A 26,728-nucleotide genomic window follows, 5' to 3' on the forward strand; every position below is an offset into this window, starting at 1 on the left:
GGCCCTCAGCAGTAGATCTTGCTGAACAGCCCGATGAGCGTCGCGGACGGGTCGGCACCGGGCAGCGGGTTGTACGAGAGCGTCGCCTGCGTGGCGGCGGTGTTGAGGGCATAGGTGGTGTAGCCGAGGAGCTGGCCGCTGTGGCCTTCGACGTCGCGGCCGCAGGGCAGGTGGAAGCGCTGGAGGCCGAGGCCGTAGTCGAAGAGAGGTGTGGCCGCGGTATAGCGACGCATCTGGTCGAGCAACTGCGGGCTGAGCAGCCGGCCGCCGAGGAGGGCATCGAAGAACGTGTTGAGGTCGCGAGCGGTGGAGATCATCTCGCCGGCCGCCCAGTCGAGGGACGGATTCATCAGCGTGGCGTCGACGAGCCGGCCATCGACGTCGGCGTAGCCGGGCGCGTGTGGACGCGGCAGGCCGGGGCGATCGCCGGGAAGCTGGGTCTGGCGCAAGCCGAGCGGGCTCAGGATGCGCCGCTTGATCTCAGCACCGTACGAGCGGCCGGTCAGGCGTTCGATCAGGAGGCCGGCGATCACGTAGTTCGTGTTCGAGTAGTGCCAGCCCTGGTCGGGTGCGAAATACGGCTCATGGGCGAAGGCGACCGTCAGGAGCTCCTCGGGCGCGTAGTGATCGAAGCGATCGGCGCCTCGCCAGCGGTTCGTCGAGAAGCCCGCGTCGTGGGCGTAGTCGTAGATGCCACTGCGGTGGTTCAGCACCTGGCGCACGGTGATGTTCGCGCCGTTCGGTACGACACCTGGCAGGTACTGCTCGATCGGCGTATCCAGGCCCAGCCTGCCCTCGCCGGCCAACTGCAGCACGACCGTGGCGACGAAGGTCTTCGTCACACTGCCGATCCGGAAGTAGCCATCCGGTCGCGCCTCACCGGCAGCCCGGCGGCCCGGCGCGGACTCGCCCGCCACCACCAGCAGCGCTGACGACGCCGCACCCGACGCGACCAGCTCATCCACCTGCTCCGCGGGAAACAGCGCCCCGGACAGCGTCATCAATCCGGCCAGCGCCCCACTCAAGAAGGTCATACCTGGACGCTAGATCCGGCGCGTCGCGGCCGGAATGAGGCTGGCCCCCTAGCCGGCGTCCGGACAACCCCAGGTAGGGAACGAGTCGGCCCACCCGCCCGGCGCCTTCGGGTGGGTGGGCCGGGATCGGGGTCAGCTCGCTTGCATCCAGGGCTGGGCGAGGACCGAGGCGGGGTCGGTGGTGGCGGTGAAGGTCGGGGTGGTGGAGAGGCGGAGGCTGGACTCGACCTGGGTGTAGAAGGTTTCGACGGCGCGGATCAGGTCGTCGGCCTCGCGGGTGCTGACGGAGCGCTCGAGGCCGGCCTCGGCGGCGGCGCGCTGGGCGGCGCCGGCGGCGAAGAAGGTGGCCCACTCGCCGAACTCGGGCGCCACCTCGGCGAGCAGGACCCAGGCGTTGCGCTGGACCCGCCGGCGGGCGCCGGAGCGGACCGGACGGGCGCGGACGGCGAGCACCGCGGCCGCGACCCGGAGCGCGGCGACATGCGCGCTCGAGTAGCGGATCAGGTGGTCACTTGTCTCGATCGCCTCGGCCAGCGCGGCGCGGGCCCGGGACAACTCCCGGCTGGCCGCACCCGCGGCCACCGGAGACACCGGTGAAACAGTCATCGGTCGGTCACCCTTTCCAGTTGCCAGCGACCGGAGTCCGGGTCGTGGGCGAGATCGAACAGCTCACGCCGGCCCTGCCGGCCGCAGCCTGCCTCCACCCGGTACACCGCACGCCGCGGACCCCACTCGGCGTCGAGGATTCCAACAGCCGACGGGCTGCCGGCCATTCCCGGGGCGGGCTCGTCGAGGGTCCCGGCGGGGGCGTAGGTGGCGGCGCCCCCGCCGGGAGAGTGCGCGGCGGCGCGATCGGCGCGGGAACGGGGATGCACCGACGCCGCCACGCGGCTGGGGAAGGAATGCGACCAGTGCGCCAGGCGGTCGTCGTACGACGCGGCGCCCGTCCCGATCACGCCGCGCTCCCACCAGGCGGCGGTCTCGGTCCAGTGCGCCTGGACGGAGCAGACGCGCCACAGCCGGCCGCGCCAGAGGAACTGCGTCGGGGTCTCGACGCCGCCTTCGACATCCGAGCGCACCTCGACGGCCTCGTCGAACTCCCACATGTTCCATCGCCTCCTGGGTACGAACCGGTGTTCCTGATCGACGGCCGGGGCCGAGGCCCGGCGGGCGGTCGCGCGGCGGGGGTCGAGGTCCGCCGCGGCGCCCGGCCCACCGGGACCACCGGAACCCGATGCGGCCGCAACTCCGCACCGGGGCCGTCCAGCTGCCCGGGTCACCCCCGGCCGGTCTCCCGACGACACCGGACCGAAGGTAATCGAACATCTGTTCGAACACTGGAAGAGTATCGCCGCCCGGGCGGAATCGTCAACGGGCGGTAATCCCGGCGTGGCGGACAACGGGTGCGCGGGCCGTGACACTGGGAACACACATCCGGAGGCGGAAGGACGCGCGATGCGGAAACGGGCAGCACTGGTCACCACGGCGGCGGTGGGCGTCGTGGTCGCGGCGGTCGGACTGCCGCTGTTCCAGCCGTGGCGGCTCGTCACCGATCGGACGGTCGACGAAGCGCTTCCCATTTCCATACCCACATCCTCCAAGCCGCCACCGACAGTTTTCGAAGGCGAAGGGAAGGAAGGAAAGAAGGGGACTTCTCCCAAGCCTTCGTCTCCGGTCCGGAAGCAGGAGGACGGGCCCGCGGTGTTGTTGCGGGGGGTGTTGATTTCGCATGAGCACGAGACTTCGGGGCGGGTGGCGGTGCTGCGGCTGGCGGATGGGGCGCGGGTGTTGCGGTTCGAGGGGTTGCGGACGTCGGACGGGCCGGATCTGCGGGTCTGGCTGAGTGACGCGCGGGTGGTGGAGGGACGCCGGGGGTGGCATGTGTTCGACGACGGGCAGTACCGGTCGCTGGGGAAGCTGAAGGGGAACCGGGGCAGCCAGAACTACGCGATCCCGGAGAACGTGCGGCTGGCGGACTTCCGGAGTGTGGCGATCTGGTGCGACCGGTTCAACGTGTCCTTCGGGGCGGCCACGCTCGCATAGGCTTGCGAGCCGTGAGCAACCATCCCAACGTTCAGCTGGTGGCCGACGCGCTTCAGGCGGGCGGCGTCACCGGAGAGATCGTCATCCTGGCCGAGGCGGCCCCGACCGCGGCCGCGGCGGCCGAGCAGCTCGGGTGCGCTGTCGGCGCGATCGCGAACAGCCTGATCTTCGACGGGGACGGCGCACCCGTGCTGATCCTGACCTCGGGCGCGCACCGCGTCGACACCGCCAAGGTCGCGGCCGCCATCGGCGTCGGCAAGCTCCGCCGCGCGACTCCGGAGTTCGTCAAGGAGCACACCGGCCAGCCGATCGGCGGCGTCGCTCCCGTCGGCCACCCCGCGCCGGTGCCGACGTACGTCGACGCAGCGCTCCAGCAGTACGACGTGATCTGGGCGGCCGCCGGCATCCCGCACTCGGTGTTCCCGACGAGCTACACCGAGCTGCTGGGCCTGACGAAGGCCACCCAGATCACCGTCAACTGATCAGAACGCGGGCTTGATGTCCACGTCGGCGGCGCGGACGTAGTACATGCGGTGCCCGAACCAGATCTGGTAGTAGCGGTCCTTGCCGATCACCTGGACGTGGTCGTTCGGATCCGTCACGTCGAACGTCACCGCGCGGTAGTAGTCGGTCTGGATCGACGCATCACCCAGCGAGTAGGCCTGCCCGGCGCCGATCGAGTACTGCATCGGAGTGATCTCCTGGTACGGGATACCGGCCGGGTACGCCGACTCCTCCGGGTAGGCCCGCCCGTACACCGGTACGGACGCCTTGCCCTTCTTCGGCGTCACCACGGCGCCAGGCTTGGCGAAAGCGTCCGGTGCGGACTTCGGACTCTTGAACCACCCGATAGCGCCCAGGTACCAGACGCCGACCCAGTCGCCCTGCCGCTGCGCGACCACGTACTCGCCACCCGCGGCCGCGCGGGCGCCGATGTCGGAAACCTCTGTCGTGCTGTCCGCGCCGTTCGGCCGCAGACCGATGTCCTTGACCAGCGGGGCGTTGTCGTCCGGCGCCTGGCGCAGGTAGATGAAGTTCGAGCCCTGCTCCGCACAGGGGACGCCGGCGCCGGCGCAGCCGTACATGACCTGGTGGTTCCCCGCGAAGCCCGGCTTGATGGTGACGATCGAGCCGGTCTTCACCGGGAAGATCGAGTGCCCGTAGATAGGCGCGCCGAGCAGGTCCATGTAGTGCTCCCAGTCCCAGAAGGGACCCGGGTCCCAGTGCATCTCAGAGACCCGGGGCGGCAGCAGACCGGGCACCTGGTCGTGGCCGATGATGTGCGCGCGGTCCAGCGGGATGTTGTTCTTCTTCGCCAGGTACCGCACCAGCTTGGCCGAGTTGCGGTACATGGTCTCGCTGTACCAGGCGGCGCCGGTCTTCGCGAAGCCCTCGTGCTCGATCCCGACGCTGTGCATGTTCACGTACCAGTTACCGGCCTGCCAGGGCACGTCCTTCGTCTTGACGTGCTGCCAGATGTAACCGTCGGAGGCGCGCATCGTGTAGTGCCAGCTCGTCCACGTCGGGTCCTGGGCCAGGTTCAGCGTGCCCTGCCAGTAGCCCTCCGCATCGTGGATGACGATGTAGTCGATCTTGCCGGTCTTCGGCCGGTTGCCCTTGTCGTGGTTGCCGTAGCTGGTCGGCGCGGGACCCAGCTTCTGGTACGGCGCCGGCAGCCACTCACAGGCGACCGTGGCCGGGCACTCGACGTCCGTGTTGTTCCGCTTCGCGCCGGCCGGCAGGTCCAGCTTGTTCACCTGGCTCTTGTCCGGTGCGACGTTCAGCGCCGGCATCGCGACGTGCTGCCCGGTGTTCGTCGTACGGGCCGCACCGCGCGCCAGAATCGCGTAGACATCGTCTGCGAAGCTGGCAGCGGCAGCGCGGTCCGCCGTCTCGCCGTACGACGCGACAGCGCCGTACCACTGCGCCGGGGAGGTCTCAGCGCCTACAGGCAGGCCCAGCTCTTTCTGGTACGCCGCCAGCAGCGCCGCGCCACCAGCGATGTTGGCTGCTGGGTCGCTGCGCAGCGCCACCGGGTCCAGACCGGTCAGCTTGGCCGCGCGGTAGAGCGTCAGCAGCGACTGCGTCTTGAACGTCCGCTGCTTGCCGGACAGGTCGAGCACGGTCGACGGGTCGACAGCAGTCAGGTGCATCGGCCCGTAGCCGCCCGACGTACTGGACGCGCCCTGGTGGTCGTCCCACCGGCTTTCGGCGTACGACACTGCCAGTAGCACCGACTCCGGTACGCCGTACTTCGCCGCGGCCGCACCGAACGCCGCGCTGTACGCACTGCCCTCCGGTGGGGCGGCAACCGCGGGCGGACCGCCCGAAGACACGCCGGTCACGGTGATGGGCAACGCTACTGCCGCGAGTGCGGCGAGAATCTTCGTTCGACGCAGCATGTTCGATCTCCTGGGGAACCCGATGGCGGGGTCTGCCGGTCACACAGACTGGCAGTGCGATCACTGTTAGTCGAGGCGACCCGGGCTGTCAACGGTTAACCAAAACTCCCCCGTGAAGGTTCGATTCTGACGAAAAGGTAGTGCCATGGAAGTGTTGCCGCTGGCGGTGACGTCGGGCTGGGCGAGTGGTGTCAACGCCTATGCCTGCGTGCTGATCCTGGGACTGCTCGGCCGGTTCGCCGGCGCGGAGGAGGTCCCGGCCGCGCTGACCGGCAACGGCGTACTGATCGCGGCCGGCGTGCTGTTCGCGTTCGAGTTCGTCGCCGACAAGATCCCGTACGTCGACTCGGCGTGGGACGCCGTCTCGACGGTGATCCGCCCGGCCGTCGGCGCGATCATCGCCGCGCTGATGGCCGGCGAGGCCGACACACTGCAGCAGGCCGTCATCGCGACGACCGGCGGCCTGGTCGCTCTGCTCTCCCACGCGGTCAAGTCGAGTCTGCGCCTGGCCATCAACACCTCCCCCGAGCCGGTCACCAACATCGCCGCGTCGTCCGGTGAGGACGTCGCGGTCGCCGGTGTGGTCTCGCTGGCCGCCTTCCACCCGGAGATCGCGCTCGTCATCGCCGTAGTGCTGCTACTCCTCGGTCTGATCGGTGTGTACGTCGCCTTCCGGTTCATCAAGCGCGGCTGGCGGCGATTCAAGGCCTGGCGAGAGAAACGAGATGCCCCGGCGGCTGGAGGCAGTGCGGTCTGATGGCTGAGGTGATTGTTGTCGGGGCCGGTCTGGCCGGTCTGGCCAGTGCGGTTCGGTTGGCCAAGCTGGGCCATCAGGTCACGATCTGCGAGCGGGACGAACGTTTGGGCGGAGTGATCGGCCGCATCGAGGCCGACGGCTTCCAGTGGGACGCCGGAGCCGCCAGTACGACGCTTCCGGCCGCGCTGCGCGACCTCTTCCGTAAGAGTGGTCGCCCAATCGACAGTCTGCTGACTCTGGAGCCGATCACCGAGCCGCGTCGGCACATGTTCGCCGACGGCTCTGTTCTCGATCTGCCAGTCAGCGACCGCGGCAGCCAGCAGGAAGCGTGGACAGATCTGGCCGGTGCGCAGGTGGCCCAGCAGTGGACCGATCTGGTCGACAGCTACGGCGACACCTGGCAGATCCTCCGCAAGACCTCACTCGAGCCGCCGCTCGAGCACAAACTGCCGCTCAGCGCGGTCCGGGCCCTCAAGCCCTGGCAGTCACTCGACAAGGTCGCGCAGCGCCGGCTGTCCGACGAGCGGGCCCGTGCGGTGCTGCGGCACTTCGCAGCGCAAGGCGGCTCGGATGCGAAGCTCACCCCCGGCTACGTCGGAGTCTGGTCCTATCTGGAGCGCACCTTCGGCAGATGGACCGCACCGGGCGGTTTCGGCACACTCGCTGATGCCCTGGCGCAGCGAGTCAGCGAACGCAGGATCACCGTCCGCACCGGCGCGGACGTCGCCGCAGTCACCACCAAAGCCGGCGCGGTCACCGGCGTCCGGCTCACCGACGGCGCCGAGCTGGCGGCGGACGTCGTCGTCAGCGACATCGACCCGCGTGATCTCTACGGGCAGCTCGTGGACGACCCCGCGGCCAGGAAGATGCGCAAACGCGTGCTGGCCACGCATCAGGCCCAGGCGGCGTACGTCGTCCACCTCGGTCTGCGGGAGCCGGTACCGACACTGCCCTTCGAGACTGTCCTGCACGGGACGCCGACCGTCGTCGTCCGGACGGGTGGTCAGGCGCCGGACGGGCATCAGGCGTGGACGGTCCTGGTCCACGGCTACCCGACGGACGACGTACTGGACCTGCTGGTCGCTCGCGGCCTGCCCATTCGGGACAAGGTCGTCTCTCGGCAGGCATCGCCGTCCTGGTGGGCCGGAGTGGCCTGGGAGGGCTACCGGACGGCCCGTCGCCGCGCAGCGAACGTGTCCCCGATCAGGGGCCTGTACTGCGTCGGCGCGGGCGCGCATCCCGGCTCCGGCGTCCCGGCGACCACGCTGGGCGCGGCGATCGTCGCGGACGCGATCGGGAAGGCCTGAGGGCAGTCTGCGGTTGGTTACCGAGGCGCATTAAGATTGATGGTTCGTGTGCAGTAGAGAGGACCTCGGTGGATCAAACCCCCCTGCCGGCCGATGACGAGAACGTCGAGCGGGCTGAGCTGGCGGCTGAGCAACAACACGTGGACCTGGTGTACGACCGGGTCGACGTGGCGACCCGATCGGCCTCGCAGATCGCGGTGGACGGCCATCAGCGGGCCCAGGCGCAGAACGTCGGCCGGGTCCGCGAGGAGGAACAGACCGGCCTGTACGAGCGCGACGTGCTGGTGTTCGCCGCCGCGCGCCGGATCGCCGAGCTGGACGCCGAGCACGAGGGCCTGGTCTTCGGCCGCCTCGACTCCGACCGCGGCGACGACCAGCCGCTCGCGGCCAGCGCCGCTGAGCTGGAGAAGCTCTACATCGGCCGGATCGGCGTCCGCGACGCGGAGTACGAGCCGCTGGTGATCGACTGGCGCGCACCGGCCGCCGAGCCGTTCTACCGCGCCACGGCGACGGACCGGCAGAAGGTCGTCCGGCGCCGCGTCCTGCGCAACAAGGGCCCGCGGATCGTCGGCATCGAGGACGACCTGCTCGGTCCGGAGCGCGCCCCGGAAGACCTGCCGGTGATGGGCGAGGGCGCGCTGATGGCGTCGCTCTCGCGCGCCCGCGGGCACACGATGCGCGACATCGTCGCCACCATCCAGGCCGAGCAGGACAAGGCGATCCGGGCTCCGGCCCGCGGCGTCACCGTGATCGGCGGCGGGCCCGGCACCGGTAAGACGGTGGTCGCGCTGCACCGCGCGGCGTACCTGCTGTACAGCGACCGGCGCCGCTTCGAGCGTGGCGGCGTTCTGGTGGTCGGGCCGTCGGCGGCGTTCATGGCCTACATCGAGCGCGTGCTGCCGAGCCTCGGCGAGAACACCGTGGCGCTGCGCGCTGTCGGCGAGCTGGTCGACGGTGTGAAGGCCACCGCGGTCGACGAGGCCGACGTGGCCGCGATCAAGGGCTCGCTGCGGATGCGCGGCGTCCTGTCCCGTGCCGCGCGCGACCGGGTGCCGAACGCGCCCACCACGCTGCGGGTCTTCGTCGGCGGCGCCAACGTCGAGCTGGATGCGAACCAGCTCGACAACGTGCGCCGGAACGCGCTGCGGCGGACGCCGCGGAACCGGGCCGCCGGTGAGGCGCGTAAGGGCCTGGTGGCCGCGCTGTGGAACCGCTTCCCCGAAGACCTGCGGACGGGTGTGCACGGCGACCGGGAGGCCTTTGGCGACCGAGTCACCGACACTCCGGCATTCCGGGCGTTCTTCAGCCAGTGGTGGCCGGTGCTGACACCGGAGGCCGTGCTGCGCTGGCTCGGTGACGCACGCCGGCTGCAGCGCTGGGCGCGGAACGAGCTGACCCCGGTCGAGATCGAGACGCTCGCCGCCGGCATCCGCGGCACCGACGAGTTCACCATCGCCGACGTCGCGCTGCTGGACGAGCTCGGTACGTCGCTCGGTCGCGCTCCGATCCCGGAGACCCGGGACGAGGAGTTCGACTGGCTGGAGGGGCTCAGCGACGGCGTGAACGAGGTGCTGACCACCTCGGAGCGCCGTGCGCGCGCAGCTGCGGCCAGAGAGGCCGAAGAGCCGGAGGACTACGCCCACGTCCTGGTGGACGAGGCGCAGGACCTCTCCCCCATGCAGTGGCGGATGGTGACCCGGCGCGGCCCGCAGGCGAGCTGGACGATCGTCGGCGACCCGGCGCAGAGCTCCTGGCCCGATCCGGACGAGGCGCGCGCAGCGATGGACTCGATGCTGTCGCACCTGCAGCGGCACTCGTTCCGGCTGTCGACCAACTACCGGAACTCGGCCGAGATCTACGCGTTCGCCGGTGAGGTGATCCGGCAGACGCTGCCGGACGCCGACCTGCCGAACGCCGTCCGCCAGACCGGTGTGGAGCCCGAGCACCGGGTCTTCGACGCGGACAAGGTCGCCGAGGCGGCCGGCGACGCAGCGGCCGAGCTGCTCGGTCTGGTCGAGGGCACGGTCGGTGTGATCGTGCCGCCGAAGCTGCGGCCGATCGTCGACCCCGTCCTCGCCGAGATCGGCAACCCGCGCGTCGCCGCGCTCAGCCCGCTGGAGTCCAAGGGCCTCGAGTACGACGCCGTCGTCGTCGTGGAGCCCGACCGGATCATCAGCGACACCCTCGGCGGCGTCCGCGCGCTCTACGTCGTCCTGACCCGGGCAACCCAGCGAATGATCACGGTCAACAGCACCACCACCTGGCTGCCCGGTCGGTAGCCAGGTCGTTAGCCGCGCGGGACGACGTACGAGAGCAGCTCGGCGTCGTCCGCGCCGACGGCCGCCCACTGTTCGGTGAAGCGCAGGACGGTCAGGCCGGAGGTCGGGTACTTCTGCGTGAGTTCGACGCGCTCCGGGCTGGTGCCGGGCTGGGCCAGCTCGTCGGCCAGCCAGGGGATGCCCGGCGCGTGGCCGATCATGACGACCGTGCGCGCCTCGGCGGGCACGTCCCGCAGGACGTCGAACAGCTCGACGGTGTCGGCGTTGTAGATCCGCTTGTCGTACCAGACGTCGGTCGCGGTCGCGCCGCCCTCGGCCACGTACTTCCACGTCTCGCGGGTGCGCTTCGACGACGAGCACAGGACCAAGTCAGCTTCGATGCCTTGGGCAACGAGATAGCGGCCGGCCGCGGCGGCGTCCGCCCGGCCGCGCTCGGCGAGCGGACGCTCCAGGTCCGGCATCGACTCCGGAGGCACCGCTTTCGCGTGCCGGAGCAGGACAAGGGTGCGATCGATCAGCAGGTCCGACGGGTCAGCCATCGGACCAGGATACGAGCTCAGGAGCCGACGTGGCTGCCCAGGTTCTGGAAGACCTGGCGGGTCGCGGTCGAGCGGTTCAGGGTGATGAAGTGGATGCCGGGCGCGCCGCCCGCGAGCAGCCGCTCGCACAGCTCGGTGGCGATCTCGATCCCGGCCTGCCGCACCGCCGCCGGATCGTCCGCGACGGCGTGCAGCCGATCGGTGACGGCCTTGGGCAGCGCCATACCGGTCAGCTCGGCCATCCGCTCGATCTGCTTGATGTTGGTCACCGGCATGATGCCGGGCAGCACCGGGATGTCGCAGCCGAGCGCCGCGGCCCGATCGACCAGCCGGAAGTAGTCGTCCGCCCCGAAGAACATCTGGGTGATCGCGTAGTCGGCGCCGGCCTGCGCCTTGGCGGCCAGCACCTGCGCGTCCTCCTCCAGCGAGGAGGCCTCAGGGTGCTTGTCCGGGAAGGCGGCCACGCCGACGCAGAAGTCACCGAGCGAACGGATCAGCTCGACCAGCTCGACCGCGTGGTTGAGGCCCTCCGGATGCGCGACCCAGGGCTGGTTCGGCCCGCCCGGCGGGTCGCCGCGCAGGGCCAGCATGTTCCGGACGCCGGAGCCGGCGTACGCCCCGATCACCGAGCGCAGCTCGTCGCGTGAGTGCGACACGCAGGTCAGGTGACCGATCGGCGTCAGCGACGTGTCCTGGGCGACCCGCTCAGTCACCCGGATCGTGCCGTCGCGGGTGGTGCCGCCGGCGCCGTACGTGATCGAGACGAACGTCGGCCGCAGCTGCTCGATCTCGCGCAGCGAGCGCCACAGCACTTCCTCGGCCTCCGGCGTCTTCGGCGGGAAGAACTCGAAGGAGAACGAGCGGGCTCCGCTCGCCAGCAACTCACGGACCGTCGGAGCGCCGCCGGGGAGCGTGGAAGGAAGACCGTTCGCCATGCGCCAAGGTTACCCGCGCCGTCGGGACCTGTCCCCCGACCGACTACGCTCCGAGACGTGTATGGCGATGTCGACATCCCCACCGAGGTGCAGAACGCGCTGACCGGCTTTCTGGACCTGCAGGAGCAGCGGCTCGCGGCCATCGGGCCTGAGCTGGCCGAGCAGGTCCAGGCGGCCCGTGACGCGACCAGCGGCGGCAAGCGGCTGCGGCCGGCCTTCTGCTACTGGGGCTTTCGTGCTGCCGGTGGCGATCCTGCCCAGCCCATTCTGACCGCGGCTGCCAGCCTGGAGATGCTGCACGTCAGTGCTCTGGTGCACGACGACGTCATGGACTCTTCCGACGTACGCCGTGGCGCTCCGGCCGCGCACCGTCGGTTCGAGGCGTTGCAGCGAGCCCGGTCGGAGGCATCTGGTCGTGGCGGTGATCCGGTCAGCTTCGGCGTCGGTGCGGCGATTCTGCTCGGTGACCTGTGCCTGATCTGGGCGGACGAGCTGCTGCACACCTCTGGCTTCGATGCGGCCGCGCTGGCCCGGGCCTCTCAGTTCTTCGACGCTGTCCGGGTCGAGGTGACCGCCGGGCAGTACCTCGACCTCGTCGCGCAGGCGAGTGGCGAGTCGGACATGGACCTCGCACTGCGCGTACTGCGCTACAAGGCCGCCACCTACACCGTCGAGCGTCCGTTGCATGTCGGCGCCGCGCTGGCCGGTGGCGACCAGCGGCTGGTCGAGTCGCTGTCGGCGTACGGCCAGCCGATCGGTGAGGCCTTCCAGCTGCGCGACGATCTGTTGGGTGTCTTCGGTGATCCGGCGCTGACCGGCAAGCCGGCCGGCGACGACCTCCGCGAGGGCAAGCGGACCGTTCTGGTCGCTTACGCGGTCGAGCGGATGTCAGAGGTGCAGCTGACCGAGTTCGACCGGCTCTTCGGCCGCCCGGACCTTGGGGACGACGAGATCCAGCTGCTGCGCGAGATCCTGCAGGACTCGCGCGCGGTCCAGGCCTGCGAGGATCTGATCACCGAGCGGACCGAGGACGCCCTCGACGCGCTCCACCACGCGCCACTGGCCGACGACACCGCCCGCAAGGGCCTGACCGATCTAGCGATCGCAGCAACCTCGCGAGTGCTCTAGACGGTCGGCAGCGTACTGAGCAGGTCCGGCGTGGCCGTGTCCGGCTCCTGGTGGATGAGCACGCGGAGCTGACCGGAGTTCGTGATGTCCTCGCTGAGGATCTGCAGCGCGACGTCCACGGTGTCGTGGTCGTGGGTGAGGAGATGCTGCAGCCCGGTCCAGTAGACGATCTCCGGCTCTCCGGTCGAGCGGTCGCTCAGCGAGTCGGCCAGCGCGTCCCAGTTCCGGCCGAACCAGCGCGGCAGATCGAAGGCGGTCGCGCAGACGTCCAGGAATCCGGCCTTGTCGTGGACGTCGGTGGTGTCGAGCAGGACGAAGTCCCAGCCGGCGTCGGTGACGTCGTGGCGGATCTGCTCCGGCGTCCGGGCGGACTCCCACCGGTACACGCCAGGGCGCAGGCCCTTGGTCAGCAGGGCAGTCAGATCACTCATCCGTCGTCTCCCGGATCCGGCGGAACGATTGGTAGTGGTCTTCGGTGTAGTAGCGCTCGTCGGACTTGCCGGTGACGATCCGCCGGGCGCCTCGGTCCCGCTCCCCCGGCGTCTTCACGGTGTACTCGCGGTAGTACCCGTTGTTCTGCTTCGGCAGCAGCTTCTCGCGGTTGCCAAAGGTCACACCGTCCCGGCTGTAGGGGTACGGACCGCCCTGGTCGATCAGCTTGAGCGTGTCCCGCGCCTCCTTCGGGAGGTCCGCTACAGCGACGTACCGCAGTCCGCTGACCGGGTCGGTACTCGGCGTGGTCGCGGGCTTCTCGGCGGCACAGCCGAACAGCGAAGCGGCCAGAGTGATCACCAGCATCGCGATCACGATGACTGCGACGATGCGGGCGACCTTCGGGTTGTTGATCACCCGGCACTCCGCAGCCGCCGGCTGAACTCCGCTGCCGCCGCACCGGGGTCGTCGGCGTCCGTGATCGCCCGGACGACGACCACGCGGTTCGCACCGGCCTCGACCACCTGGTCCAGCCGTTCCAGGTCGATACCGCCGATCGCGAACCACGGCTTGGTCTGCTGGCGGCTCGCCGCGTACGACACCAGCTCCAGGCCGGCCGCCTGCCGACCGGGCTTGGTCGGCGTCTCCCACGTCGGGCCGACGCAGAAGTAGTCAGAACCCTGCTCCGCCACCGCGGCATTCACCTGGCTGAACGTGTGCGTGGAGCGACCCACAACGGCGTCCGGCCCGATGATGCCCCGCGCGGCGTGCACCGGCAGGTCACGCTGACCGAGGTGCAGTACGTCGGCACCGGCAGCGAAAGCGATGTCCGCGCGGTCGTTGACCGCTAGCAGCTTGCCGTGCCGTTTGCAGGCCGCTGCGAACACCTCCAGCGCAGCAAGCTCGTCGGCCGCCTCCATCTCCTTCTGCCGGAGCTGGACGATGTCGACGCCGCCTGCGAGCGCAGCGTCCAGGAATTGTTCGAGGTCTCCCTGCTTGGCACGCGCATCCGTGCACAGGTACAGGTGTGCGTCCTGCAGGCGGTCCGTGGACTCAGTCACACCGCACAGCCTGCCATGCCGCGCCGGACGTAGGCTGACGGCATGCCTGAGCACACGTCCGATGTGGTGGTGATCGGCGCCGGGCTCATCGGTCTGGCGACCGCCTGGCAGTTGGCCACCGACGGTCTGCAGGTCACCCTCTGCGACCCGGCTCCGGCTTCGCAGACATCCACTGTCGCCGCCGGGATGCTCGCCCCGGTCACAGAGGTCGAGTACGGCGAGGACGACCTGCTCGCCCTCAACCTGGCCGGTGTGAACGCCTGGCCGGACTTCGCTGCCCGCCTCGAGGACGCCACCGGCGTACCGGCCGGTCTGCACCGGACCGGCACCCTCTCGGTCGCGTACGACGTCGACGACGCCGCTGCGCTGCGCCGGCTCGCGGAGTACCAGCGGACGCTCGGTCTGGAGGTTGAGGTGCTGACCGGCCGCGAGTCGCGCAAACGCGAGCCTCTGCTGGCGAACGGCGTCTCCGGCGGCGTCTGGGTGCCCGGCGACCACTCGGTCGACAACAGGCAGGCACTCACCGCGCTACTGCGAGCTGTCGAGGTCTCCGGCGTCAGACTGATCCGCCAACGGGTCGCACACGTCCTGACCGCCGGTACGACGGCGATCGGCGTCCAGCTCGACGACGGGACGGCGGTGCACGCGGGGCAGGTGATCGCCGCGACCGGTCCGTGGTCGGCGCAGCTGAATGGCGTCCCGGCGGAATTGCGCGCGCCGGTGCGCCCGGTGAAAGGCGAAGTCCTGCGTCTGCGGGTGCCCGAGGCATATCGCCCGGCGCTCAATCACACGGTGCGCGCGACGGCCCGCGGATTCGCGGTCTATTTGGTGCCGCGCCCCGGCGGCGAGCTGGTGGTCGGTGCCACCAGCAACGAGCTCGGCTACGACACCCGGGTGCTCGCGGGCGGCGTCTTCGCTTTGTTGCGCGACGCAAGGACCGTGCTGCCGGTGATCGACGAACTCGAACTGGTGGAGGCGATCGCGGGACTCCGCCCGGCCACTCCGGACAACGCCCCGATCCTCGGCCCGTCCGGGCTCGACGGGTTGCTCTGGGCAACCGGTCACTACCGCAACGGCGTCCTGCTGACGCCGGTCACCGCGGCGATCCTGAGCGCCACCGTGCGCTCCGGAACGCTCCCGGATCTCGGCAAACCATTCCTCCGGAGCCGTTTCGGTCACTTCTGAACAAAACAATATAAACATTGGATTACAGCCGTAACAATCACCCCATTCGCCTCTGTTGTCACATCCGTACCAGCACTTACGGTCAAGTGACGTGACACGGGGAGATGGACATGCGGAACGTCGTACGTGTACTGACCGGGATCGCCGTACCGGTGCTGGCCGCCGGTCTGATCACCGCCGGCTCGCCCGGCTTCGGGGCCTACACCGTCAAGAGCGGTGACACCCTCAGCCAGATCGCCACCCGGCACGGGACGAGCGTCAAGGCGCTGGTCGCGCTGAACAAGCTCCCGGGCAACGGGAACGCGATCTACGCCGGCGAGGTGCTCAAGCTGCCGGGTGCGCCCAAGGCCAAGCCGAAGACCGCCGCCAAACCCGGCGCGGCGAAGGCGCCCGCGCGGCGCTCCCAGCTCGGCCGGGTGACCTACGTGGTCAAACCGGGTGACACGATCTCGAAGATCGCCAAGCGCTTCAAGTGCTCGCAGGCCAATCTGCTCGCCGCCAACAAGCTCAAGGCCGGCGACCGGATCTTCGCCGGGAAGACGCTGCAGGTGCCGGTCAAGCTGCGGGCCAAGAAGCCGGCCAAGACGAAGAACAAGAACAACACCTTCGCCGGCCGGACGTACGCCGACCACATCGTCGCCCAGGCCGACCGGAACCGGGCGACGCTGAAGAAGCGCAACCTGCCCACCCGCGCCCAGATGCGGACGATGATCCGGAACACCGCGAAGAAGTACGGCGTCGATCCCGAGCTGGCGCTGGCGATCAGCTGGCAGGAGTCCGGCTGGAAGCAGCGCGTGGTCTCCCCCGCGAACGCGATCGGCGCGATGCAGGTGATCCCGTCGACCGGCCGGTTCTCGTCGGGCATCGTCGGCCGCAACCTGGACCTGCTGAAGCCCCAGGACAACGTGACCGCCGGTGTCGTACTGCTGGACCGGCTGACCGGCGCCGCCAAGCTGGACATCGCCATCGCGGGCTACTACCAGGGCCTCGGCGGCGTCCGGAGGAACGGCATGTACCCCGACACCAAGGTCTACGTGAAGAACGTGCTCCGGCTGAAGGCGGCGTTCGAAAAGGGCTGGGATCCGCTCAAGTGACCGCTTGAGCGGTGAGCCTGGCGCTGTCGGCGTAGAGCCTTATCTACACTGCTCTGCAGCAGGACAGCTTTGAGAGGCGGCTCACCACCAGTGACGGACGACGTGGACACGCAGGTTGGCGACCGCCTCGTCGGGCGAGTGCTCGACGGCCGGTACCGCGTGGGCGCGCGCGTCGCGAGAGGTGGCATGGCCACCGTCTACCAGGCGCTGGACATGCGTCTGGACCGGACTGTCGCGCTCAAGATCATGCACGACGGTCTGGGGGACGACGCGCAGTTCGCCCGCCGGTTCGTCGCCGAGGCGCGCGCCGCGGCCAAGCTGTCGAACCCGAACGTCGTCGCCGTCTTCGACCAGGGTGACGACAACGGCACCCTGTTCCTGGCGATGGAGTACGTCCCGGGCCGCACGCTGCGCGATCTTGTCCGTGAGCACGCCCCGATGTCGCCTGCCCGCGCGCTGGACCTGCTGGCGCCGATTCTGTCCGCGCTGTCCGCCGCGCACGATGCCGGGATCGTCCACCGGGACATCAAGCCGGAGAACGTGCTGATCAGTGACAACGGCGCAGTGAAGGTCGCTGACTTCGGTCTGGCCCGTGCCGTGAGCGCTACTGGCAACACCGCGACGCAGGGTCTGCTGATGGGCACAGTGTCGTATCTGGCGCCTGAGCTGGTCACCGACGGCAGTGCGGACGCCCGATCGGACGTGTACTCGGCCGGCATCCTGCTCTACGAGCTGCTCACCGGGAAGAAGCCGCACAGCGGCGACACCCCGATTCAGGTCGCCTACGCGCACGTGCACGCGGACGTGCCGGCTCCGTCGCTGGAGCAACCCACGATCCCGCCGTACGTCGATGCCCTCGTCCAGCGCGCTACCGCCCGCGACCGGGACCTGCGGCCTGCGGACGCGCGCGTGCTGAGCCGCCAGGTCCGGCGGGTGCGCAGTGCGCTCGAGGAGGGCCTGCCGGACGACCCGGAGCTGACCGGCGACCTGACCGTGCCGATTCAGCAGATCCGGCAGGACAGCGACTACGACGACGGCTACACGCGCGAAGTACCGACGCTGGCGCCCACGCCGCAGATGCGGCACGAGACGATCGTCGTACCGGTGGAGAGCGGCCGCCCGACCGGTGCGCCACGCGTGCAGCCCCGGCCGCAGCGCCGCAGGCGTGGCGTGATCGCGCTGGCTCTCATCCTCGCTGCGGCCATCGCTCTGGGCACATCAGCCTGGTACTACGGAATTCACCGCTACACGACCACTCCGGATCTGCTGAGGCTGACTGCGACCTCAGCGGCCGTCGAGGCCGAAAAGGCCGGCCTACGGACCACACTGGCCAACCAGGACTTCTCCGAGGACGTCCCAAAGGGTCAGGTCATCGCCAGTGACCCCAAGGCCGGCGACCGGATCAGCAAGGACGGCGAGATCCAGCTCACGGTCTCCAAGGGCCCGGAGCGCTATCGCGTCCCGCAGCTGAACGGGCTGGACCTGGACGCCGCCAACCGGGCGCTCGCCGCGATCAAGCTGGTGCAGGGCCAGGTCAACGAGCAGTACAGCGAGACGGTGCCGGCCGGGCGGGTGGTCGCCTTCTACCCGCGCTTCGACGCGATCGTCGCGCCGAACACCGCCGTCAACCTCGCGATCAGCAAGGGCAAGCGGCCGATCACCGTTCCCGACTTCACCGGCAAGACGTACCGCGAGGCGAACAAGGGCCTGCGCAAGCTGGACCTGGGCGTCAGCCGCAGCGAGCAGTACGACGAGAAGGTGCCCGAAGGCACGGTGATCAGCCAGACGCCGAAGAGCGGCACGCTGTACGCCAAGGACAAGGTGCAGCTGGTCGTCTCCAAGGGCCCGGCGCTGCGCGAGGTGCCGGACGTGAAGCGCAAGCCGCTCGCCGAGGCGCAGCAGATCCTCACCGCGGCCGGTTTCGTGGTGAAGGTGGAGAAGGCCACGCTCAACATCGGCCTGAACATCGTGGCCGCGCAGAACCCCGGTGCCGGTAAGAAGGCCAAGCCGGGCAGCACGGTCACCATCACCATCCTGTGAAGTTGGAGCCCGCCAGGGCGGGGTGATTAGCTGTCCGCGTGAACCGCTCGCGTCTTGCCGTACTGGCCCTGCTGGCGGTCGCGGCGGCGTGGGGATCGACGTTCTTCCTGACCAAGGACCTCCTCACCCGGATGGACGTCGCCGACTACCTGGCGTTGCGGTTCCTGATCGCCTCGGTCGCTCTGCTGCTGGTCTACCCGACCGCCATCGCGAAGCTGAGCCGGCTGGACCGCGGCCGGGCCGTTGCCCTGGGCATCACCTACGGCATCGCCCAGCTCGTGCAGACCGAGGGGCTGCGGCACACCGACGCCAGCGTCTCCGGTTTCGTCACCGGCATGTACGTCGTCTTCACCCCGCTGCTGGCCGCGGTCATCCTCCGGCACAAGATCGGCCGGTGGGCGTGGATCGCGGTGGTGCTCGCCACGATCGGTCTCGGCGTCCTGTCCCTGCGCGGTATGACCATGGGCAACGGCGAGCTGCTGACGCTCGCGTCGGCCGGCCTCTACGCGCTGCACATCATCGGGCTGGGCGCCTGGTCGACGCCGGAGAACGCGTTCGGGCTGTCGGCGCTGCAGATGGTCGTCATCACCTGTGTGTGCGCGATCGGCGCGATCCCCGGCGGGTTCTCCGCGCCCACCGGAGCGCGGGACTGGATCAGCGTGATCTACATGGCGCTGATCGCCGGTGCGCTCGCGCTGATCGTCCAAACCTGGGCGCAGGCGCATCTGACGCCCACCAGGGCCGCGATCGCGATGACAATGGAGCCGGTGTTCGCTTCGGCGTTCGCGGTGCTGTTCGGCACGGAGAGCGTGACGCTGCGGATGCTGGTCGGCGGCGCGCTGGTGCTGTCGGCGATGTATCTGGTCGAGCTGGCGCCACGGCGTAAGTTCGAGGCCGAAGTACAGCATCTGGCCCAGTAGGGGGATCATGCGGGACGACAGCGGACGACGCGGCCGGTGGTTCCCGGTCGCGGTCATCGGCGTCCTGTCGGCCGTTGTCATTGGCGGTGGGGCGAACAACCTGGCCCGCTACCCGCAGCCGGGGCTGGTGGCCGAGGACGTGCCGCACCGCGCCAACGTGACCTACGTCGCCGGTCCGGCCCGCGGCGACGGCGGACCGCCTGCCGACCTGGCTACACGCGCGCTCGCCGACCTGGATGCGCTGACGCTGCCCAGTGGAGCCACACTCGCCGGCTGGGACGGTCCGTGGCGATACGTCTGGCCGCGGGATGCGTCGTTCGTCGCAGCAGCCCGTTGCGCCGTCGGCCAGGACGCCGAAGCCGCCAAGGTGCTCGACTTCCTGGACAGCATCCACCCCAGCACTGGCCGCTGGCAGGCCCGGTACGCCGAGACCGGTACGCCGGTCAACGACGAGCGGGAGCCGCAGCTCGACGGCTCCGGCTGGGTGCCGTGGGCAACCTGGTTCTGCAAAGCCGGTGCGCGGTACTGGGAGATGGTCCGAGTGTCCGCGGACCAGATCACCCGCGAGCTCGACGCGGACGGTCTGCCCGGCCCGTCCCCTGACTACTGGGAGCGCCCCGAGCACGAGGTGACGCTCGGCACAGTGGCGCCACTGCTGACCGGGCTCCGCTCTGCCATCCACATCGCCACCGAGCTCGGCCATCCAGCCGAGGCCGAGCGCTGGCAGCGCGCGCTGAACACGCTGTCCGCAGCCACCGAGCGCCGCTTCGCGCCGGACTACCCGCGGACGCCTCCGCGCGCAGAAAGCTTCCTGGAGCCCGGGCTACCGCCAGCCCGCGTCGGCGGCAGCCCAGACGCGATCGTCACCGTTCTGGGCCCGCCGTTCGCACCAGAACGCAAAGAGCTGACCCAAGCCATCTCTGCCACCCAACAGGCGCTGCGCCAGCCGAACGGCGGTTTCACCCCCGGCGAAGAGTGGCGGGCGGACGGCGTCTCCTGGACGCCGCAGACCGCACTGTTCGCGCTCAGCGCGGCCGCACGCGGCGATCGACCAACCGCCGAAGCACTACTGGGCTGGCTCGCCCAGTACCGCACCCGAACCGGAGCCCTCCCCGAGAAGGTCAACCGCGACTCAATGCCGGCCGGCGAAGCACCACTGAGCTGGACAGCCGCAATCGTCGTCCTCGCCGACCAGGCCCTCAAACGACCGCTACCGATCCCCTGAGTCAGCAGATCTCCATCACGTCGTGGACCGGGGCGTCCGGCCGCGTCGTACTGGTCTTGGCCGAGTAAAAGAACGCCGTCGAGGCGATGTCGTCCTGCAGCGGCAGATAGCGCCCGCCGGATCGCCAGCCGAGTGCCTGGACGTCGACGCGCAGCTTCGCCCGGAAACGGATCGGATCCGGGAGGTGGAACCGGTACATGCCGAACCGCTGCTGGCTCGCGTACTGGCCGTCCGGCCGGATCACTTGGGGCATACCGAGGTAGGGCGTGCTGAACTCGGTGTAGCCGCCGAGATGCGGGACGTCGAAGTTCCAGGCGCCGCCGAAGTAGTCCTCGGTTCCGGTGCCGCAGATGGTCGGAAACTCGTCGTCGCCGTCCAGGTAGAACTTGACCTCGCCCTCGCCCCACCAGCCGGTGCTGTTGACGCCCCAGGCCAGGTAGGTGCCGACGTAGTGGCCCGGTCCTTCAACGCCGTCGAGCAGCGTATGGACGGTCTTGACGGTCAGTGGGTTGCTGCGACGCCACTGCGCGTGCAGGTACGCCGCCTGCTCCGGTACGGCGCCCAGCCAGTAGTCGACCTGGAAGTAGACGACCACGGACTCGGTGTGCGTGTTCTCCAGCGTCAGCTTGGCCTGCTGCTGGAAAGGCATCTCCCAGTAGCAGTTGAAGCCGCCGTTCGGGTTCACCGCGACCGGGAGCGCGTTGACCTGGGCGAAACGGCCCCAGCCGGAGCAGAAGAAGTCTCCGACCGGAGTCTCGATCGCCGGCGCCTCATCGCCGTCCCAGTGGCCGCGCAGGACCAGCCGCCGCCAGTGGTCGACGTGCGTGGTCAGCCAGATGCGCGTGATCGCGCCGGAGCCGGCGATATCGGCCAGCACCGCCGTCTCCCCCGGCCCGATCTCGATCGACGGCGACACCTTCCAGCCCTGGCCGAGGTCGCGGGCCGCGTGCGCCCCGGTCCCCGCGGTCCGCCGGCCGCCCTGCCCCGGCTCCCCGGTCGGGTTCTCCGCGCTGATGGAGCGCGTCTCGACATCCACGAGCGTGCTGATTCCGGACAGGTTCCCAAGAGTCATACAGCGACCTTAGGACGCCGCGAGGGTCGCGGGAAATCGATTACTCAGCAGCTGCGGACTTCGGCGTCCAGACCGGTGAAGCTGACACACGCCCACGGACGGGTGTGCTCCGGCGTCATCCGCACGATCAGCGGGAACGCATCGGCGCCGCGCACGACAGGCGACTTCTGCGTGGACGGCGTACCGACCGCGCCACCGCGGGCGGTCGCAGCCGCCTTCACATCCTCGACCGTGACCGCGGAACGGTTGTCGGACGCCGCAGCGCGCTTGGCATCGGAGGCGACCGCCAGAACGAAGTCCACCTCCGGCGGGCTGGCCCACAGCGTCATCGTGAACGGGAACACGAGACCGAACATCAGGACGCCGGCCGAGGCGATGATGCGGCGCAGACGGCGCGTCGGATCGGCGACGACCATGAGGGCACAGCCGACCGCCAGCAACAGGGTCACGCCGCGCAGGATCCACTGCCGGTCGAGCCGCGAGTCCATCCCGAACGCCGCGGCGAGCGCCAGCAGCACACAGCCCCCGGCCACCGCGAGCGCTTTCACGCGCTCGAGCAGTTTCAGCACCATGCCCAGACCCTAAGGGTCTAGAAGAGCTTCGGCTGCGGCGGGGCGTGGGTGGGGTCGACGCCGTCGAAGAGGCTGGAGACGGACTCGCCCTCGTGGATGCGCTTGATCGCCTCCGCGAAGAGCGAGGCGACCGAGCTGACCTGCAACTCGGGGAAGCCGTCGGGCCGGGGGACGGTGTCGGTGCTGATCACCTCGGTGATCGACGGGTGTGACCGCAGCCGCTCGACGGCCTTGCCGGCGAACAAGCCGTGCGTGCAGGCGACGGCCGCCTCGGTGCAGCCGCGATCCTTGAGCCGGTCGAGCAGCTCGATGATCGAGCCGCCGGTGGCGATCTCGTCGTCCAGCACGATCGCGCGCTTACCGGTGACGTCGCCGACGATCGCGTCGATGACGACCCGGTCGTCGGCCATCCGCTGCTTGCTGCCCGCGGCGACCGGCAGCCCGAGCAGCCGGGCGAACTGGGTCGCGGTCTTCGCGTTGCCGAGATCCGGGCTGACGACGACGGTGTCGCTCAGATCGCGGCCGCGGAAGTGGTCGGCCAGGACGCCGATCGCGGTCAGGTGGTCGACCGGGACGGAGAAGAAGCCGTGGACCTGCGGCGCGTGCAGCGCCATCGTCAGCACCCGGTCGACACCGGAGGCGACCAGCAGGTCGGCGACCAGCCGGCCGCCGATCGAGATCCGCGAAGCGTCCTTCTTGTCCGACCGCGCGTACGCGTAGTGCGGCATCACGGCGGTGATCTGCTGCGCCGAGGCGCCGCGCGCGGCATCGACCATCAGCAGCAGCTCCATCAGGTGCTCCTGCGTCGGCGGCACCAGCGGCTGCACGATGTACACGTCGCGCTGCCGGCAGTTCGCCTGCAACTGCGCCTGCAGGCAGTCGTTGCTGAACCGATGGATCTCGACCGGCGAGAGCCGGACGCCGAGATCGGCGCAGATCCGCTCCGCCAGATCGGTATGGGCACTTCCGCTGAACACGACGATCTCTCGCACGGCTCTCCCCGAACGCTGCCGACCAGACAGCCGCAGCTTACTTGGCGGCGGCGCGGATCTTGTCGGCGAGGGCGTCCAGCAGCCCGCCGAGGAGCGTGATCGTGTCGGCGTCGGTCAGGTTGCCCTCCGCGTCGAACCGCTCGTGGGCCTTGAACACCATCACCTCGGGCTTCACCACGACATCCGAGTGCGTCCAGACGAACACCTGCCGGAGCGCCAGCTGCGCCCGGACGGTCCCGAAGTTCGTCGGCGCGGCGCCCATGATGGCGACCGGCTTGTGCAGCAGGGAGGACGTCGCCGCCGGTCGCGAGGCCCAGTCGATCAGGTTCTTCAGCCCGCCGGGGATCGAGTAGTTGTACTCCGGCGTCGCGATCAGCAGGCCGTCCGCGGCCCGTACCGCCGCGCGCAGCTCGCGCACGGCCTCCGGCAGCCGCTCCTCGGTGTCCAGATCCCCGTCGTAGTGCGGGAGCTCCGCGAGCCCTTCGTACAGCGAGATCGTCGTCCCGGCCGGCGCCTGCCGCTGCGCGGCCCGCAGCAGCGCGGTGTTCAGCGAGGCCGCCCGCAGGCTGCCGGAGATGGCGAGGAGCTTCAGATCAGTCATTCAACTATTTAAACATGAACTACTTGCGGGTCTGCCACAGGGTGGCCGAGATCCAGCTCCAGGCGAGCGCCATCGCGAGGTAGAAGGCGATCGTCATCCCGCCGGTCGAGCCCGAGGCGATCCCGGCGAAGGCCGCGAAGAACAGGACGCCGGTCGCCGCGGAGAACGCCGACCAGCCGCGCCGGCCGGCGACGGCGTACCGGCGCGCGCTCACCAGGCAGCAGGCGATCAGCGCGAGGAATCCGATCCCGCCGACCGCGAAGTGCGCGATACCGTGCCAGCTCACCACGCCCTCGGCGGCGCCCTCGGGGAAGCCCATGGCCGGGTCCGGGACGAACAGGCCGGCCGCGATCGTGCCGGCGCCGAAGATGCCGAGCAGTCGCGGCGTCCAGCGGCTCGCGCTGGTCCGGCGCAGTCCACCGGCGGCCGCGATGACCAGCGCGCCGGCGACGATGAAGTTCAGGACCTGGATCCAGCCGTGCTCGCCGACCGCCAGCATGCTCGCCGCGTGCCGGCTGGGGTCGAACCCGTCGCGGGTGAGCGCCTGGGCCGCGACGACGACGGCGTACAGCGGGCCGGCGAGAATCCCGCCGGACAGCAGGGTGCGGGTGCTGACGGCGTAGGTCGGGGTGCTGATCGTGGTGGTCATGATGGCGTCCTCTCGGTTGGTCTTGCCAACGCGTCGGACGGGTCACCGCGAAATCGACACCGCTACGCAGAAAAAATTCTGGCGAGTATTTCGGCCGCTGCGCGGCAGTCGGCCGCGGACGCGTCGAGGTGGGTGACGACGCGGAGCTGAGTCGCGCCGACCCCGCCGACGAGGACACCCTGATCCTTCGCCGCGGCCACCACCTCGGCGACCGATTTGCCGGTCACCGAGAGGTCGGCGACGACGATGTTGGTGTCGACCTGGTCGGGTTTGACGGAGCCGGGGGCGGCGTCCGCCAGCAGCTCGGCGATCAGGCGCGCGTTGGCGTGGTCCTCGGCGAGGCGGTCGACGTGATGGTCGAGGGCGTACAGACCGGCGGCGGCGAGCAGACCGGCTTGACGCCAGCCGGCGCCGAGGCGCTTCCGCCAGACGCGGGCCTCACGGATCAGCTCGGTCGAGCCGACGAGCACCGAGCCGATCGGAGCGCCGAGGCCCTTGGAGAGGCACACGCTGACCGCGGCCGCTCTGGAGGCGTACGACGCGGGCGTCCGGCCGGTCGCGACGGCGGCGTTCCAGAGGCGGGCGCCGTCCAGGTGCAGCGGGATGCCGCGAGCGTCGAGCTCGTCGGCGAGGGCGTCGAAACCGTGCTGGACGGCGCCGCCGCCGAAGTTGTGGGTGTTCTCGACCGAAACGGCCGACGTCCGGACGAAGTACGGGCCGAGGTCGGGCGCGATCAGCGCCCGGATCTGCTCGAGGTCGATCTGCCCGGCCGGGGCGCTCCACGTCCGGGTGGTGATCCCGCTGACGGCCGCATGCGCGCCCAGCTCGGCCCGGACGACGTGCGCACTCGCCTCACAGATCAGCTCGCCGCCGCGCGGGACCAGGCCCTGGACGCCGAGAACGTTCGCGAGCGAACCGGTCACGGTGAACAGGCCCGCCTCGTGCCCGAGCAGACCGGCGACGGTCTCCTCGAGGCGATTGACCGTCGGGTCCTCGCCGTACACGTCGTCGCCCAGCGGGGCGCTCGTCATCGCTGCGAGCATCCCCGCGGCCGGCCGGGTGACGGTATCCGACCGGAGGTCGATCATGCCCGCGCGCCCCGCAGCCGCTCGGCGACCAGGAAGGCGAGCTCCAGCGACTGGTGCCGGTTCAGGCGCGGGTCGCAAGCCGTCTCGTACCGGCTGGCCAGATCCTCGGCGACAAGCGCCTCGCCGCCGCCCAGGCACTCGGTGACGTCGTCACCGGTCAGCTCGATGTGCATCCCGCCCGGCCAGGTGCCGATCTGCTGGTGCGCGTCGAAGAAGCCCTGGACCTCGTCCATCACGTCGTCGAAGTTGCGGGTCTTGTAGCCGTTCGGCGTCTCGTAGGTGTTGCCGTGCATCGGGTCGCAGACCCACGCGATCGGCGAGCCGTGATCGCGGACCGCCTCCAGCAGCGGCGGCAGCGCCTCCCGGATCTTGCCCGCGCCCATCCGGGTGATGAAGGTCAGCCGGCCCTCGAGACCCTTCGGGTTCAGCTTGTCGATCAGCGCGCGGATGTACTCCGGCGTCGTCGTCGGGCCGATCTTGACGCCCAGCGGGTTGCTCAGCGAGGCGAGGAACTCGACATGCGCGCCGTCCAGCTGGCGCGTCCGCTCCCCCACCCAGAGCAGGTGGCCGGCGACGTCGTACGGCTGCTCGGTCCGCGAGTCGATCCGGGTCAGGGCGTGTTCGTACTCGAGGATGAGCGCCTCGTGCGAGGCGTAGAAGTCGACGGTCTTGAACTCGTCGGAGGTCGCGCCGCAGGCCCGCATGAAGGCCAGCGCCCGCTCGATCTCCGAGGCCAGCTGCTCGTACTTCTGGCCGACCGGCGAGGACTTCACGAAGTCGGTGTTCCAGGCGTGCACCTGATGCAGGTCGGCGTACCCGCCGGTGGTGAACGCGCGGGTCAGGTTCAGCGTGGCGGCGGCGGCGTTGTAGACGCCGCGCAGGCGGCGCGGATCCGGGATGCGGGCCTCGGGGGTGAACTCCAGGCCGTTGACCGCGTCGCCACGGTACGACGGCAGCGTCACGCCGTCCCGGGTCTCCTCACCGGAGCTGCGCGGTTTGGCGTACTGCCCGGCGATCCGGCCGACCTTCACGACCGGCACGCTCGCGGCGTACTGGAGAACGACCGACATCTGCAGCAGCACCCGCAGCTTGGCGCGGATGTTCTCCGCGGTCACGCCGTCGAACGTCTCGGCGCAGTCCCCGCCCTGGAGCAGGAAGGCCTCGCCCCGGGCGACGGCCCCGATCTTGGTGGTCAGGTCGTCGCACTCACCGGCGAACACGAGCGGCGGCAGCGTCCGCAGCTCGCTCATCACCTGCTCCAGCGCCGGCTGGTCCGGCCACTCCGGCTGCTGCAGCGGCTTCAGGGCCCGCAGCTCGTCCAGAGTCGGAACTCCCGGCACTTCCCCCGTGCTCAACGTCGCGAATTGCATGCC

General features: G+C 70.0%; 27 protein-coding genes. 11 read left to right on the forward strand and 16 right to left on the reverse strand.

Annotated features, from left to right (window positions below; translation table 11 throughout):
* Window positions 1-5 precede the first annotated feature (5 nt).
* The 3 genes from ACZ6ZD_RS17355 to ACZ6ZD_RS17365 all read right to left on the reverse strand — a co-directional run bounded on the left by ACZ6ZD_RS17355 (window position 6) and on the right by ACZ6ZD_RS17365 (window position 2,140).
* Window positions 6-1,034, reverse strand: a complete 1,029-nt coding sequence (locus tag ACZ6ZD_RS17355; protein ID WP_465673164.1) for a serine hydrolase domain-containing protein — start codon at window positions 1,032-1,034, stop codon at window positions 6-8.
* Window positions 1,035-1,166: 132 nt separating this feature from the next.
* Window positions 1,167-1,640 carry an SAV_6107 family HEPN domain-containing protein gene (locus ACZ6ZD_RS17360; protein WP_465673166.1) on the reverse strand — a complete coding sequence of 158 codons (474 nt, stop codon included), beginning with the start codon at window positions 1,638-1,640 and terminating at the stop codon, window positions 1,167-1,169.
* Window positions 1,637-2,140 carry a DUF6504 family protein gene (locus ACZ6ZD_RS17365; protein WP_465673168.1) on the reverse strand — a complete coding sequence of 168 codons (504 nt, stop codon included), beginning with the start codon at window positions 2,138-2,140 and terminating at the stop codon, window positions 1,637-1,639. Before ACZ6ZD_RS17365 ends, ACZ6ZD_RS17360 begins: the two co-directional genes overlap by 4 nt.
* Before the next feature lie 349 nt (window positions 2,141-2,489).
* On the opposite strand from ACZ6ZD_RS17365, the gene ACZ6ZD_RS17370 reads away from it, so the two are divergent.
* Both ACZ6ZD_RS17370 and ACZ6ZD_RS17375 read left to right on the forward strand, forming a co-directional pair.
* Window positions 2,490-3,077 (forward strand): DM13 domain-containing protein, encoded by a 588-nt coding sequence (locus tag ACZ6ZD_RS17370; RefSeq protein WP_465673169.1) that lies wholly within the window; start codon window positions 2,490-2,492, stop codon window positions 3,075-3,077.
* Between the two features lie 11 nt (window positions 3,078-3,088).
* The gene (locus ACZ6ZD_RS17375; RefSeq protein WP_465673171.1) at window positions 3,089-3,559 is read left to right on the forward strand and encodes a YbaK/EbsC family protein; all 471 of its coding nucleotides are present in this window, start codon (window positions 3,089-3,091) and stop codon (window positions 3,557-3,559) included.
* Here ACZ6ZD_RS17375 and ACZ6ZD_RS17380 read toward each other — a convergent pair whose 3' ends face one another.
* Window positions 3,560-5,479 (reverse strand): N-acetylmuramoyl-L-alanine amidase, encoded by a 1,920-nt coding sequence (locus ACZ6ZD_RS17380; protein WP_465673173.1) that lies wholly within the window; start codon window positions 5,477-5,479, stop codon window positions 3,560-3,562.
* A 145-nt stretch (window positions 5,480-5,624) separates the two neighbouring features.
* On the opposite strand from ACZ6ZD_RS17380, the gene ACZ6ZD_RS17385 reads away from it, so the two are divergent.
* The 3 genes from ACZ6ZD_RS17385 (at window position 5,625) to ACZ6ZD_RS17395 (ending at window position 9,822) form a co-directional block, all read left to right on the forward strand.
* Complete coding sequence (locus tag ACZ6ZD_RS17385) at window positions 5,625-6,236, forward strand: DUF4126 domain-containing protein (protein WP_465673175.1); 612 nt, start codon at window positions 5,625-5,627, stop codon at window positions 6,234-6,236.
* Window positions 6,236-7,543 carry a phytoene desaturase family protein gene (locus ACZ6ZD_RS17390; protein ID WP_465673176.1) on the forward strand — a complete coding sequence of 436 codons (1,308 nt, stop codon included), beginning with the start codon at window positions 6,236-6,238 and terminating at the stop codon, window positions 7,541-7,543. Before ACZ6ZD_RS17385 ends, ACZ6ZD_RS17390 begins: the two co-directional genes overlap by 1 nt.
* A gap of 68 nt (window positions 7,544-7,611) precedes the next feature.
* Entirely contained in the window at window positions 7,612-9,822 is a 2,211-nt protein-coding gene (locus tag ACZ6ZD_RS17395; protein ID WP_465673177.1) for a HelD family protein, read from the forward strand.
* 8 nt (window positions 9,823-9,830) lie between these two features.
* On the opposite strand, the gene ACZ6ZD_RS17400 is transcribed toward ACZ6ZD_RS17395, so the two are convergent.
* A complete protein-coding gene (locus ACZ6ZD_RS17400) occupies window positions 9,831-10,361 on the reverse strand; it encodes a SixA phosphatase family protein (protein ID WP_465673179.1) in 531 nt (176 codons plus the stop codon).
* 17 nt (window positions 10,362-10,378) lie between these two features.
* On the reverse strand, window positions 10,379-11,296 hold the full coding sequence (gene metF, locus ACZ6ZD_RS17405; RefSeq protein ID WP_465673181.1) for a methylenetetrahydrofolate reductase [NAD(P)H]: 918 nt from the start codon (window positions 11,294-11,296) through the stop codon (window positions 10,379-10,381).
* A 57-nt stretch (window positions 11,297-11,353) separates the two neighbouring features.
* Here metF and ACZ6ZD_RS17410 point away from each other — a divergent pair, with 57 nt between their 5' ends.
* A complete protein-coding gene (locus tag ACZ6ZD_RS17410; RefSeq protein ID WP_465673183.1) occupies window positions 11,354-12,424 on the forward strand; it encodes a polyprenyl synthetase family protein in 1,071 nt (356 codons plus the stop codon).
* On the opposite strand, the gene ACZ6ZD_RS17415 is transcribed toward ACZ6ZD_RS17410, so the two are convergent.
* Genes ACZ6ZD_RS17415 through thiE form a run of 3 tightly spaced genes read right to left on the reverse strand, consistent with a single transcriptional unit; the run spans window position 12,421 to window position 13,917 of the window.
* Window positions 12,421-12,855 (reverse strand): barstar family protein, encoded by a 435-nt coding sequence (locus ACZ6ZD_RS17415; RefSeq protein WP_465673185.1) that lies wholly within the window; start codon window positions 12,853-12,855, stop codon window positions 12,421-12,423. The genes ACZ6ZD_RS17410 and ACZ6ZD_RS17415 overlap by 4 nt on opposite strands.
* Window positions 12,848-13,273, reverse strand: a complete 426-nt coding sequence (locus ACZ6ZD_RS17420) for a guanyl-specific ribonuclease (protein WP_465673187.1) — start codon at window positions 13,271-13,273, stop codon at window positions 12,848-12,850. The genes ACZ6ZD_RS17415 and ACZ6ZD_RS17420 overlap by 8 nt, the downstream gene beginning before the upstream one ends.
* On the reverse strand, window positions 13,270-13,917 hold the full coding sequence (gene thiE, locus ACZ6ZD_RS17425) for a thiamine phosphate synthase (protein WP_465673189.1): 648 nt from the start codon (window positions 13,915-13,917) through the stop codon (window positions 13,270-13,272). The genes ACZ6ZD_RS17420 and thiE overlap by 4 nt, the downstream gene beginning before the upstream one ends.
* Before the next feature lie 42 nt (window positions 13,918-13,959).
* On the opposite strand from thiE, the gene thiO reads away from it, so the two are divergent.
* From thiO to ACZ6ZD_RS17450, 5 genes are all read left to right on the forward strand, one after another.
* Window positions 13,960-15,102, forward strand: a complete 1,143-nt coding sequence (gene thiO, locus ACZ6ZD_RS17430; protein WP_465673191.1) for a glycine oxidase ThiO — start codon at window positions 13,960-13,962, stop codon at window positions 15,100-15,102.
* A 110-nt stretch (window positions 15,103-15,212) separates the two neighbouring features.
* Window positions 15,213-16,196, forward strand: a complete 984-nt coding sequence (locus ACZ6ZD_RS17435; protein WP_465673193.1) for a LysM peptidoglycan-binding domain-containing protein — start codon at window positions 15,213-15,215, stop codon at window positions 16,194-16,196.
* Between the two features lie 90 nt (window positions 16,197-16,286).
* On the forward strand, window positions 16,287-18,236 hold the full coding sequence (gene pknB, locus ACZ6ZD_RS17440; protein WP_465673195.1) for a Stk1 family PASTA domain-containing Ser/Thr kinase: 1,950 nt from the start codon (window positions 16,287-16,289) through the stop codon (window positions 18,234-18,236).
* A 38-nt stretch (window positions 18,237-18,274) separates the two neighbouring features.
* A complete protein-coding gene (locus ACZ6ZD_RS17445) occupies window positions 18,275-19,156 on the forward strand; it encodes a DMT family transporter (RefSeq protein WP_465673197.1) in 882 nt (293 codons plus the stop codon).
* Window positions 19,157-19,163: 7 nt separating this feature from the next.
* Window positions 19,164-20,381 (forward strand): glycoside hydrolase family 15 protein, encoded by a 1,218-nt coding sequence (locus ACZ6ZD_RS17450; RefSeq protein ID WP_465673199.1) that lies wholly within the window; start codon window positions 19,164-19,166, stop codon window positions 20,379-20,381.
* Between the two features lies 1 nt (window position 20,382).
* On the opposite strand, the gene ACZ6ZD_RS17455 is transcribed toward ACZ6ZD_RS17450, so the two are convergent.
* The 7 genes from ACZ6ZD_RS17455 to ACZ6ZD_RS17485 form a co-directional block, all read right to left on the reverse strand.
* Window positions 20,383-21,453, reverse strand: a complete 1,071-nt coding sequence (locus ACZ6ZD_RS17455; RefSeq protein WP_465673201.1) for a glycoside hydrolase family 172 protein — start codon at window positions 21,451-21,453, stop codon at window positions 20,383-20,385.
* Between the two features lie 44 nt (window positions 21,454-21,497).
* Window positions 21,498-22,025 carry a hypothetical protein gene (locus ACZ6ZD_RS17460; protein ID WP_465673203.1) on the reverse strand — a complete coding sequence of 176 codons (528 nt, stop codon included), beginning with the start codon at window positions 22,023-22,025 and terminating at the stop codon, window positions 21,498-21,500.
* Window positions 22,026-22,042: 17 nt separating this feature from the next.
* The gene (locus tag ACZ6ZD_RS17465) at window positions 22,043-23,017 is read right to left on the reverse strand and encodes a ribose-phosphate diphosphokinase (RefSeq protein WP_465673205.1); all 975 of its coding nucleotides are present in this window, start codon (window positions 23,015-23,017) and stop codon (window positions 22,043-22,045) included.
* Window positions 23,018-23,054: 37 nt separating this feature from the next.
* Window positions 23,055-23,618: an NADPH-dependent FMN reductase gene (locus tag ACZ6ZD_RS17470; protein WP_465673207.1), complete on the reverse strand. Its 564-nt coding sequence runs from the start codon at window positions 23,616-23,618 to the stop codon at window positions 23,055-23,057.
* Window positions 23,619-23,637: 19 nt separating this feature from the next.
* Window positions 23,638-24,267 (reverse strand): DUF998 domain-containing protein, encoded by a 630-nt coding sequence (locus ACZ6ZD_RS17475; RefSeq protein WP_465673209.1) that lies wholly within the window; start codon window positions 24,265-24,267, stop codon window positions 23,638-23,640.
* Between the two features lie 62 nt (window positions 24,268-24,329).
* Entirely contained in the window at window positions 24,330-25,355 is a 1,026-nt protein-coding gene (locus ACZ6ZD_RS17480) for a threonine aldolase family protein (protein ID WP_465673210.1), read from the reverse strand.
* Complete coding sequence (locus ACZ6ZD_RS17485; RefSeq protein ID WP_465673212.1) at window positions 25,352-26,725, reverse strand: class II 3-deoxy-7-phosphoheptulonate synthase; 1,374 nt, start codon at window positions 26,723-26,725, stop codon at window positions 25,352-25,354. Before ACZ6ZD_RS17485 ends, ACZ6ZD_RS17480 begins: the two co-directional genes overlap by 4 nt.
* Window positions 26,726-26,728 lie beyond the last annotated feature (3 nt).

The sequence above is a fragment of the Kribbella sp. NPDC104218 genome (assembly GCF_055584105.1).

What these genes read in the sequence shown, in the direction of transcription:
- ACZ6ZD_RS17355 (WP_465673164.1), bottom strand. Translation starts at nt 1,034, where the DNA reads ATGACCTTCTTGAGTGGGGCGCTGGCCGGATTGATGACGCTGTCCGGG.
- ACZ6ZD_RS17360 (WP_465673166.1), bottom strand. Translation starts at nt 1,640, where the DNA reads ATGACTGTTTCACCGGTGTCTCCGGTGGCCGCGGGTGCGGCCAGCCGG.
- ACZ6ZD_RS17365 (WP_465673168.1), bottom strand. Translation starts at nt 2,140, where the DNA reads ATGTGGGAGTTCGACGAGGCCGTCGAGGTGCGCTCGGATGTCGAAGGC.
- ACZ6ZD_RS17370 (WP_465673169.1), top strand. Translation starts at nt 2,490, where the DNA reads ATGCGGAAACGGGCAGCACTGGTCACCACGGCGGCGGTGGGCGTCGTG.
- ACZ6ZD_RS17380 (WP_465673173.1), bottom strand. Translation starts at nt 5,479, where the DNA reads ATGCTGCGTCGAACGAAGATTCTCGCCGCACTCGCGGCAGTAGCGTTG.
- ACZ6ZD_RS17385 (WP_465673175.1), top strand. Translation starts at nt 5,625, where the DNA reads ATGGAAGTGTTGCCGCTGGCGGTGACGTCGGGCTGGGCGAGTGGTGTC.
- ACZ6ZD_RS17390 (WP_465673176.1), top strand. Translation starts at nt 6,236, where the DNA reads ATGGCTGAGGTGATTGTTGTCGGGGCCGGTCTGGCCGGTCTGGCCAGT.
- ACZ6ZD_RS17400 (WP_465673179.1), bottom strand. Translation starts at nt 10,361, where the DNA reads ATGGCTGACCCGTCGGACCTGCTGATCGATCGCACCCTTGTCCTGCTC.
- metF (WP_465673181.1), bottom strand. Translation starts at nt 11,296, where the DNA reads ATGGCGAACGGTCTTCCTTCCACGCTCCCCGGCGGCGCTCCGACGGTC.
- ACZ6ZD_RS17415 (WP_465673185.1), bottom strand. Translation starts at nt 12,855, where the DNA reads ATGAGTGATCTGACTGCCCTGCTGACCAAGGGCCTGCGCCCTGGCGTG.
- thiO (WP_465673191.1), top strand. Translation starts at nt 13,960, where the DNA reads ATGCCTGAGCACACGTCCGATGTGGTGGTGATCGGCGCCGGGCTCATC.
- ACZ6ZD_RS17435 (WP_465673193.1), top strand. Translation starts at nt 15,213, where the DNA reads ATGCGGAACGTCGTACGTGTACTGACCGGGATCGCCGTACCGGTGCTG.
- ACZ6ZD_RS17450 (WP_465673199.1), top strand. Translation starts at nt 19,164, where the DNA reads ATGCGGGACGACAGCGGACGACGCGGCCGGTGGTTCCCGGTCGCGGTC.
- ACZ6ZD_RS17455 (WP_465673201.1), bottom strand. Translation starts at nt 21,453, where the DNA reads ATGACTCTTGGGAACCTGTCCGGAATCAGCACGCTCGTGGATGTCGAG.
- ACZ6ZD_RS17460 (WP_465673203.1), bottom strand. Translation starts at nt 22,025, where the DNA reads ATGGTGCTGAAACTGCTCGAGCGCGTGAAAGCGCTCGCGGTGGCCGGG.
- ACZ6ZD_RS17470 (WP_465673207.1), bottom strand. Translation starts at nt 23,618, where the DNA reads ATGACTGATCTGAAGCTCCTCGCCATCTCCGGCAGCCTGCGGGCGGCC.
- ACZ6ZD_RS17475 (WP_465673209.1), bottom strand. Translation starts at nt 24,267, where the DNA reads ATGACCACCACGATCAGCACCCCGACCTACGCCGTCAGCACCCGCACC.
- ACZ6ZD_RS17480 (WP_465673210.1), bottom strand. Translation starts at nt 25,355, where the DNA reads ATGATCGACCTCCGGTCGGATACCGTCACCCGGCCGGCCGCGGGGATG.
- ACZ6ZD_RS17485 (WP_465673212.1), bottom strand. Translation starts at nt 26,725, where the DNA reads ATGCAATTCGCGACGTTGAGCACGGGGGAAGTGCCGGGAGTTCCGACT.